This window comes from Mesorhizobium sp. M7A.F.Ca.ET.027.02.1.1 (genome assembly GCF_004022985.1).
Lineage (GTDB): Bacteria > Pseudomonadota > Alphaproteobacteria > Rhizobiales > Rhizobiaceae > Mesorhizobium.
In genome coordinates this window covers 1-7964 of the sequence record NZ_RZOL01000280.1, presented here as the reverse complement: position 1 = coordinate 7964, position 7964 = coordinate 1, and the positions used below count along the sequence as shown (strand labels likewise).

Sequence of the window (7964 nt, the reverse complement as noted above, 5' to 3'; positions counted from 1 at the left end):
GACCGGCACTGTTGGTTGGCCTTACTGGCCCGCAGCCGCGTCCTCGAGCAGCGCCTTGCGCGCGCCGGCGCCGGAATAGCGGTCGGCATTGTCCTTGGTGATCAGCGCCTGTGGCGTGGCGACGACGCGCGGCAGCTTCTGTCCCGCGACGAGACGCAGAGCTGTTTCCAACGCCACTTCGCCGGTCAGAACCGGGAAACTGTCGACCGTGCCGGTCAGTTCGCCGGCCCGTATGGAGGCATAGGCATCGGAAATGCCGTCGGTGCCGAAGACCGCAACCTTGTCCTGCAGGCCGGCGGCCTTGACAGCCTCGACGATGCCGAGCGCCATGCCGTCATTGTTGGCATAGAAGCCGATCAGGTCGGGATGCTGCTGCAGGATGTTGGTGGCCGCGTCATAGGAGGTCTGGCGGTCCCAGTTGCCGGGAACGCTGGCGACAACCTCGAACTTGCCGGCTTCGGTAATGGTCGAGTTGAAGCCATCGGTGCGCTGCACGGCGGCATAGACGCCAGCCTGGCCTTCGACGATGGCGACCTTGCCGCCATTCGGACGATTCTTAACGAACCATTTGGCGACGCGCACGCCATTGTCGCGTTGGACGTTGCCGACATAATGCTCGGCCTGCGGGATAACGGCGTCATTGACATTGACCACCGGCACGTTGGCGGCCCTGGCCTGCTCCATGATCGGCTGCAGATTGGCATCCGTCTGCGGCGAGACGAGCAGCACGTTGTAGCCCTGCGTCACCAGGCCTTCGGCGATGGTGAGCTGGCCGAGCTGGTCGCCCTCGCTCTGCGCTGCCTGATAGACGACGGGAACGCCGACCTTGGCGCCGAATGCCGTGTAGCCCTCGCCCAGCGAGCGCCAGTATTCATTGGTCAACGTCTTGGAGACCGCGCCTGCCTTGGTGCCTTCGGGCAGCTTGGGGAACGCGCCGAACTTGGCCTGGACCTGCGACCAGTCGATGCGGTCCTTTTCCGTGTCGGAATTGAGCGGCGCGAGGTCGGCGGCAAAGGCAGAGCCGATCGAGAGCGCCATCAGTGCGGCGGTAGCGGTGGCAAGCAGAAGTTTCATTGTATTCCTCCCTGGTTGAAAACGGCGATGGCGCGGATGCCTCAGCTATCCGGCCCGAGCATGATTTCCTGGATGATGGCCTGCGACGTCACCGCGTCCTGGCTGTCCATGGCGGCGGACAGGCGATTGTCCTGCTCCAGCCGGTCGACGACGCGCAGCATGCGCTTGACGGTAGCGATGTTGACTTCGCACTCGCGCACCGGATCGAGCCCGGTCATATCGGGGAACGTGTCGAAATAGATGGCGCCGGCGTAACCGTCGCGGCGAATCTGCCTGAGCAGCTCGATGGTCTGCAGCGTGTGCACCGCGCCGACCATCAGGCCGTCGTCGCGCTTGGCGTAGCCGTCGTTCAGGTGCACGCCGAGCAGCTTGCTGTGACGCGCCACCAGGGCTGCGGCAAAGGCCGGCTGTTCGTCGGCGTAGAGCACATGAGCGAAATCGAGCGTGACGCCCAGATTGGGCAGGCCGACATCGCGGATTGCCAGCAAGGTCGTCGCCGCATCCGGCATCAGGCTGTAGGAGCGTGGTTCGTTCGGTTTGTATTCAAGGCTGATCTGACAGTCGGGATCATGTGCCGCAACTTCACGAATCCCATCAATTTCGTGTTGCCAAAGCGTCGAATAGTCGGCCTGGAAGGCGTAGTCGAAGCCATCCTGGCCGAGCCACAGCGTCATCAGGCTGGCGCCGGCCTCACGCAGGGCATCGATGCCGGCCTTGGTCAGGTCGATGGCCTCGCGACGCACCGCCGGATCCGGATTGGTGAAAGCGCCGAGCTTGAAGGCGGGGTTGGAGTAGTAGCGCATGGCAAAGCCATTGATGGAGAGCCCAAGATCGCCCAGTTTCAGGGCGATTTCCGTGGGCTTTTCACCGACGTGGTCAGGAAAGTTGAGATCAAGATCGGTAAGCCCCTCGACCTTGGCGGCGCGCGCCGCCATCTGCAGCAGCGACGGCTTGCCGGTAAGATCGGGCCACTCGGCCTGCGGTCGCGAGGCAAAGGAATTCAGGCGCGTGGCGAAACGAGTGGCTGTCATGATCGATCCTGCAATCGTCATGACTTCACATAAAGAAAGATATTTGTAAAGTTATTGTTTTGAGAGGCTACGAAGCGGCCACCAAGCTGGACCCGCCAAGGCGCGCAAAGGGAGCCGGCAGTTTCCCGGCCGGTGCCCTGGAGAGCCCGTCAGGCCAATAGGCGCATGATGGCGCGTGCTGGTACGGCCGGCGCAATTTCAGGTAACGATTCGCCGGGTGTTCAATCTGGCCAGCGTAAGACGCCGGACGAATCCTTGCGGGCGACTTTCATCGCATCGGCCGGGCGGTCCTTGGCGGTCGATATGGCGCGCAGCCGTTCGGCGACGATCTCGGCCTCGCCGGGATGAAGATTGCAGGGGTCGAGGAAGAAATGGCCGCGCTCCACCTCATGGTTGCGCACGATGATCGGTGGCGAGCCCGTCGCCAATGCCGAGGTGAGGCCGGCCGCCGTGAACCGGCTTTCGGGCAGTACAAAAATCTGAAGCCGATCGAGAGGGTTGGCGGTCGGATCGGGAATGATCTGCGCGACAATGCCCGGCAGGCCCTGCAACGCGTCCTTCCACAGGTTGAGCGCGGCGTCTTCGCGGCGGCGGATGCCGGCATGGTCGCGCTTTTCCCAGGCTTCCAGTGCGGCCATGGTGCCGGCGATGCTCTCCTTGCCGACCTTCATGGCGCGCGCGACGCCGCGGTTCTGGAGATAGGCGGCGCGAACCAGATCCTTGCGCCCCGTGACGATGCCGCTGGTCGGCCCACTCAGGAATTTGTGGCCGCTGTAGATGACAATGTCGGCGCCGCGCGCGAGGAAGTCGCGCAGATCATACTCTGAAGCCGCATCCACGATCACCGGGACACCCCTGGCGTGGCAGATCTCGCAGAATTCCTCCAGCGACAGCATGCCATACTGCACGGTGTGGTGCGCAACGACATAGAGGCCCGCCGCCGTGCGGTCGTTGATCGCGTCGCGCACATGATAGTCCTGCGTCACGCTGACCGTGCCGGCCGGCACGACCCTGGCGCCCGCCAGCCGGACCGACTGGTCGATCGGCGCACCATAGTTGACGATGTGGCCGAGCTGGACGATGACCTCCGACTTGAGGCCTTCCGTGTTATCAGGCAGCCGCTCGATGGCGAGCAGATTGGTCCCCGTCATCGCACCGGCGATCGCCATGGTGATGCCGCTGGCGCAGCAGGCAGTGATGAAACCGGCCTCGCCGCCGGTCAGGCGCGCGACGATCGTGCTTGCGGCACGTTGCAGGTCATCCATTTCCACCCATTGCGAGGCCATTTCCGCCATGGCGCTGATCGCTTCGGGGACAATGATCGACGCGCCGAGCGCGGTCATCGTGCCGGAGACATTGATGATCGGGCGAAGGCCGAGCCGTTCGCGGATGGTGGTGTTGGAGCCGTCGGTGGAAGTGGTTTTCATCTCTCGGATTCCATTCTTCTAAAGGTCAGGCGGCGATCTCGACAACCGCCTCGATTTCAACGGTGATGTTTCCAGGCAAGGAGCCGACGCCGATCGCCGAGCGGGCATGGCCGCCGATATTGTCGAACACATCGGCAAACAGGTCGGAACAGCCATTGACCACTTTCGGATGGTCGCTGAAGGTCGGTATGGCGTTGACGAAGCCGAGCAGCTTGACGACGCGCACGATCCGGCCAAGGTCGCCAGTGGCTGCGTGCATGACGGCAAGCAGATTGAGGCCGGTGAGGCGGGCATGGCCATAAGCCTCCTCGACGGTGACATCCTCCCCCACCTTGCCGGTAAACAGCGTGCCGTCGGTGCGCAGCGGACCCTGACCGGACAGGAAGATCAGCCGGCCGCTTTCGGCATGGGTGACGAAGTTGGCGATCGGTGTCGGCGGCTCGGGCAGCGTCAGGCCCAACGCGGCGAGCCGGATATAAGGCGTCATGAAAGAAGGCTCCTTGCGACAGCGTTGGCTGTCCCGTTCTAGAAATGCGAGGCGCGGAAGCGTGCCAGGAAGGTGCGCAGGCGCTCATTGTCGGTGTCCGCCGCCAGGATTTCGGCGGGTGGGCCCGCCGCGCTGACGCCGCCATCGGCCATGAAGATGATGCGGCTCGAAGCATCTCGGGCAAAGGCCATTTCGTGCGTGACCATCACCATCGTCATGCCGTCCTCGGCCAGGCTGCGCACGACCTCGAGCACCTCGCCGACCAGTTCCGGGTCGAGCGCGGAGGTTATCTCGTCGAGAAGCAGGATCTTCGGCCCCATGGCCACTGCGCGGGCAATGCCGACGCGCTGCTGCTGGCCGCCGGACAGTTCGGCGGGCAGGCTGTCGGCCTTGTGGGCGAGGCCGACCCGGCCGAGCCAGTGTTCGGCGATGGTGCGCGCTTCGGCGTTGCTCTTGCCGCGCACCTTGGTGAGGCCAAGCATGATGTTGCCGGCGGCTGTCAGGTGCGGAAAGAGGTTGAAGCTCTGGAACACCATGCCGGTCTCGGCGCGCATCGCGGCGAGATCGCGTTCGCTGCGACGCTGGCGGGTTCCGGCTTCGCGAAAGCCGACCTCCTTGCCGTCAATGCGGATCGAACCACTGTCATAGCTTTCGAGAAAGTTGACGCAACGCAGCAGCGTGGTCTTGCCGCTGCCGGAGGGGCCGATGACCGTCACCACCTCCCCCTTCGCCACCTGCAGGCTGACCGAACGCAGGACCTGGACGGTCCCAAAGGCTTTGGAAACGTCGCGGACGTCGAGAAGGGCCGGGGTGTTTTTCGGACTTGTGGACATTGCTATTCCCGGATGAAGGAGAAACGCCGCTCGAGCCGCCGGCTGGCGAGCGAAAGGGCATAGTTGACCGCGAAGTAGATGAGCGCGCCGAGGATATAGAGCGGCATGGCCTCATAGGTGCGGCCGATGACCTGGTTGATGGCCTGCATCAGGTCGGTGATGCCGAGCAGCGATACCAGCGCGCTGCCCTTGACCGCATCGGTGACGCCGTTGATCCAGGGCGGCAGGAAGCGCCTGAACGCCTGTGGGAAAATGACGTAGGCAAGCCGCCGGCGAAAGGTCAGCCCGATCGCCATCGCCGCCTCGGACTGCCCTTTCGGAATGGAGCCGACAGCACCTCTGAAATATTCGACGACCTGGGCTGTCTTGAACAGGGTCAGCGCCAGCACGGCGGCCCAGAACGACGGCAGATGAAGCCCGACGGCCGGCAGTCCGTAATAGACAAAGAAGATGAGCACCAGGATCGGTATGCCGCGGATGGTGTCGCTGAAGATGCGCACGGCCCATTGCAACGGCACCGGGCCATAGACGAGACCGACGCCCATGATCACGCCGGCAATCAGCGAAAATACCACGACCAGCAGGGATACCCACAGTGTCAGGGCAAAGCCCTGGGCGAGGAAAGGCAAGGCATAGGCGATTTGGGTCAGCATATCAGCGCGCCGCCCTGAACCGGCGCTCGACGAGCCGAAGCGCAAAAAGCAAGATGTAGCCGGTCACCAGATACATCGCGGTGACCACGAGATAGACCTCGACGATGCGGAAGGTGTTGAAGTTGATCCACTGGGCGCCATAGGTCAGCTCCGGCACCGAAATGACCGAGGCGACGGAGGTGTCCTTGAACAGCGATATGAAGGTGTTGGACAATGCCGGCAAGGTGATGCGCAGCATGGTCGGCAGGCGCACGTTGAGAAGCCTTTGCCAGGGTGTCAGGCCGATTGCCTTGCCGGCGTCCAGCTGTCCGCGCGGAACGGCTTCGAGCCCGGAGCGAAACACCTCGACCAGATAGGCGCCGCTATAGAGCGACAGCGTGACGACGAACGAGGTCGGCGCGCTGTAGGCGATGTCGACCACTGTCGGCAAGCCGTAGAAGACGAGGTAGACGAGCAGGATCAGCGGCACGTTGCGGATGAATTCGACGTAGGCGGCGATGATGGTGCGCACGATGCGTCCGGCAGACACATACCAGACCGCCAGGACCAGGCCGATGACGATGCCGATGGCGATCGATATGACGGCGAGTTCGAGACTGAGCAGCAGTCCGCCCCACAGCTTGTCGAAGTGCCGCCAGATCAGGTTGAAATTAAGGGCATAGCCCATGCGTCCGCCTCAGTGCCGCAGGCTTAGAGCAGTTCACCGTTTCACGAAACGGCGACCCGCTCTAACTCTTTGTTTTGACGCAATTCCGGACGGAAAACCGTTTCACACTTTTCCTGGAATCGCTCTAGGAAGGCGGAAGGGCGCTGGATACGCCCTTCCGCCCGATGCAGGTCAGATGGCTGGGAAGCCGGGATGGCGCGCCGGCGGCTCCTGTCCGAAGTAGTCCTTGAAGGCGGCATCGTAGAGTGCGTTTTCGTGGCCGAACATGGCGATGGTGAAGGTCGCGTTGACGAAGGTCAGCCAATCAAGGTCGCCTTGCCGGAGTGCCGCGCCATAAAGCATGCTCAGCCAGCTCTTGCCGGCGTCGAAATATCTGTCCGGATTGCGCGAGGCGAGCCAGCGCACCGTGGACAGATCGACGGCAGCGGCGTCGACGCGTTTCGATTCCAGTGCCTGCAGCACGTTGGCCTGGGTATCGATCTGCATAACCTGGCACTCGGGCAGCACCGAATGCACCTGCGCCTCGGCATCGACATTCTGCAGGATGGAGACGCGTGTCGCCGAGCCGCCGGCAAGCAGCTTGTCGAAGGTCTTGTTCTCGGCGGTCGGAAGGCTCAGCAGGGCGACGCCCTCGACATAGTAAGGCCGGGAAAAATTGACCAGCTGCGAGCGCTGGGCGCTCATCGTCATGAACTGAATGGTGATGTCGACCTTGTTGGTGGTGACGTTGGGGATGCGCTGTGCCGGATCCTGCATCACGAACTCGACCTTGGTCGGATCGTCGAAAAGGCCCTTGGCAAGAATGCGCCCCATGGTGATGTCCATGCCGACGAGTTCGCCGGCATCGTTCTCGAAGTGCCACGGCGCATTGGTGCTGCCGGTGCCGACGATCAGCTTGCCGCGATCGAGCACGGTGCGCAGCAGGCTGTCGGGTGCTGCCTGAGCAGCGGCCTTCTGGGCATCGACGGCTACCGCCGCACCCACGACGCCGGCCGTGGCCAGTCCCGCCATTCCCAATTTCAGAAAATCACGTCTTCCGGATGTGTCGTTCACGGCGACCTCCTTTCGTTTGTGTTCCCCTTGCACAGGCAATACACGCGTCAGTGACGTCGAAGCGATTGTCTCTTACAAGAGACGTGTGTATCCTGTACAGGACAGATACTAACACCCGGAATCAACAATGCAAGATGGCAATGCCTCGGCACTTTCAGCCGGCGAGAAGATTTCGGGCTCCCGTGAAAAGGGGCTCAACCGGGTGCTGGAGATTCTGGAGTTTCTTCACACGACCCAGCGTGCGATCGGCATTGGCGACCTTGCCAAGGGCGTGCACGCGCCCCGTTCGACGACCTATACGCTGGTGCGGTCGCTGGTCGATGCGGGACTGCTGGAAATGGAAGGCGACGGCAATCGCGTCTATTTCGGCAAGAAGCTCTATCTCTACGGAATGGACTATGTGCGGGGCAACGACCTGTTGAGGCGGGGGCGCCAGGAGGTCGACAATCTGTCGCGCGAGACCGGCGAGACTTCCGAACTGTGCATGCTGCAGAGCGGCCGCTATACGATCGTCCATGCGAGTCCCGGCACCAGGCCGTTCCGCATCAGTTCCGCCACCGGCTTGCAGATACCGCTGCCCTGGACGGCCTCGGGGCGGCTGCTTCTGGCGGGGCTGGAGAAGGCTGAGATCGAAGGCATGGTGTCGGACGACGATCTCGTGCTGCCCGACGGGCGCAAACTGCGGCTCGACGATTTCGTCGCCGACATCGCAAAAGCGCGGATCACCGGCTATTGCGTC

9 protein-coding genes are annotated in these 7964 nt (G+C 62.9%); 1 reads left to right on the top strand and 8 read right to left on the bottom strand.

Translation table 11 applies throughout. From position 1 onward, the window contains the following. Positions 1 to 21: 21 nt before the first annotated feature. From EN749_RS25080 to EN749_RS25040, 8 genes are all read right to left on the bottom strand, one after another. Entirely contained in the window at positions 22 to 1074 is a 1053-nt protein-coding gene (locus tag EN749_RS25080) for a substrate-binding domain-containing protein (protein WP_128364175.1), read from the bottom strand. A gap of 41 nt (positions 1075 to 1115) precedes the next feature. Beyond that, positions 1116 to 2105, bottom strand: a complete 990-nt coding sequence (locus EN749_RS25075) for a TIM barrel protein (protein WP_127395748.1) — start codon at positions 2103 to 2105, stop codon at positions 1116 to 1118. Between the two features lie 221 nt (positions 2106 to 2326). After that, complete coding sequence (locus EN749_RS25070) at positions 2327 to 3532, bottom strand: aminotransferase class V-fold PLP-dependent enzyme (protein WP_127395747.1); 1206 nt, start codon at positions 3530 to 3532, stop codon at positions 2327 to 2329. Positions 3533 to 3557: 25 nt separating this feature from the next. After that, positions 3558 to 4019: a RidA family protein gene (locus EN749_RS25065; protein ID WP_128287754.1), complete on the bottom strand. Its 462-nt coding sequence runs from the start codon at positions 4017 to 4019 to the stop codon at positions 3558 to 3560. Between the two features lie 38 nt (positions 4020 to 4057). After that, positions 4058 to 4852 carry an amino acid ABC transporter ATP-binding protein gene (locus EN749_RS25060; protein WP_128364174.1) on the bottom strand — a complete coding sequence of 265 codons (795 nt, stop codon included), beginning with the start codon at positions 4850 to 4852 and terminating at the stop codon, positions 4058 to 4060. 2 nt (positions 4853 to 4854) lie between these two features. Next, positions 4855 to 5505 (bottom strand): amino acid ABC transporter permease, encoded by a 651-nt coding sequence (locus EN749_RS25055; protein WP_128364173.1) that lies wholly within the window; start codon positions 5503 to 5505, stop codon positions 4855 to 4857. 1 nt (position 5506) lies between these two features. Next, entirely contained in the window at positions 5507 to 6172 is a 666-nt protein-coding gene (locus tag EN749_RS25050) for an amino acid ABC transporter permease (protein WP_127267517.1), read from the bottom strand. Between the two features lie 171 nt (positions 6173 to 6343). Beyond that, on the bottom strand, positions 6344 to 7225 hold the full coding sequence (locus EN749_RS25040) for a transporter substrate-binding domain-containing protein (RefSeq protein ID WP_127267516.1): 882 nt from the start codon (positions 7223 to 7225) through the stop codon (positions 6344 to 6346). 127 nt (positions 7226 to 7352) lie between these two features. Between EN749_RS25040 and EN749_RS25035 the strand changes: the two genes are divergently transcribed. Next, positions 7353 to 7964 (top strand): IclR family transcriptional regulator (locus EN749_RS25035; RefSeq protein ID WP_145990997.1); only part of this gene is annotated, 612 nt, incomplete at its 3' end.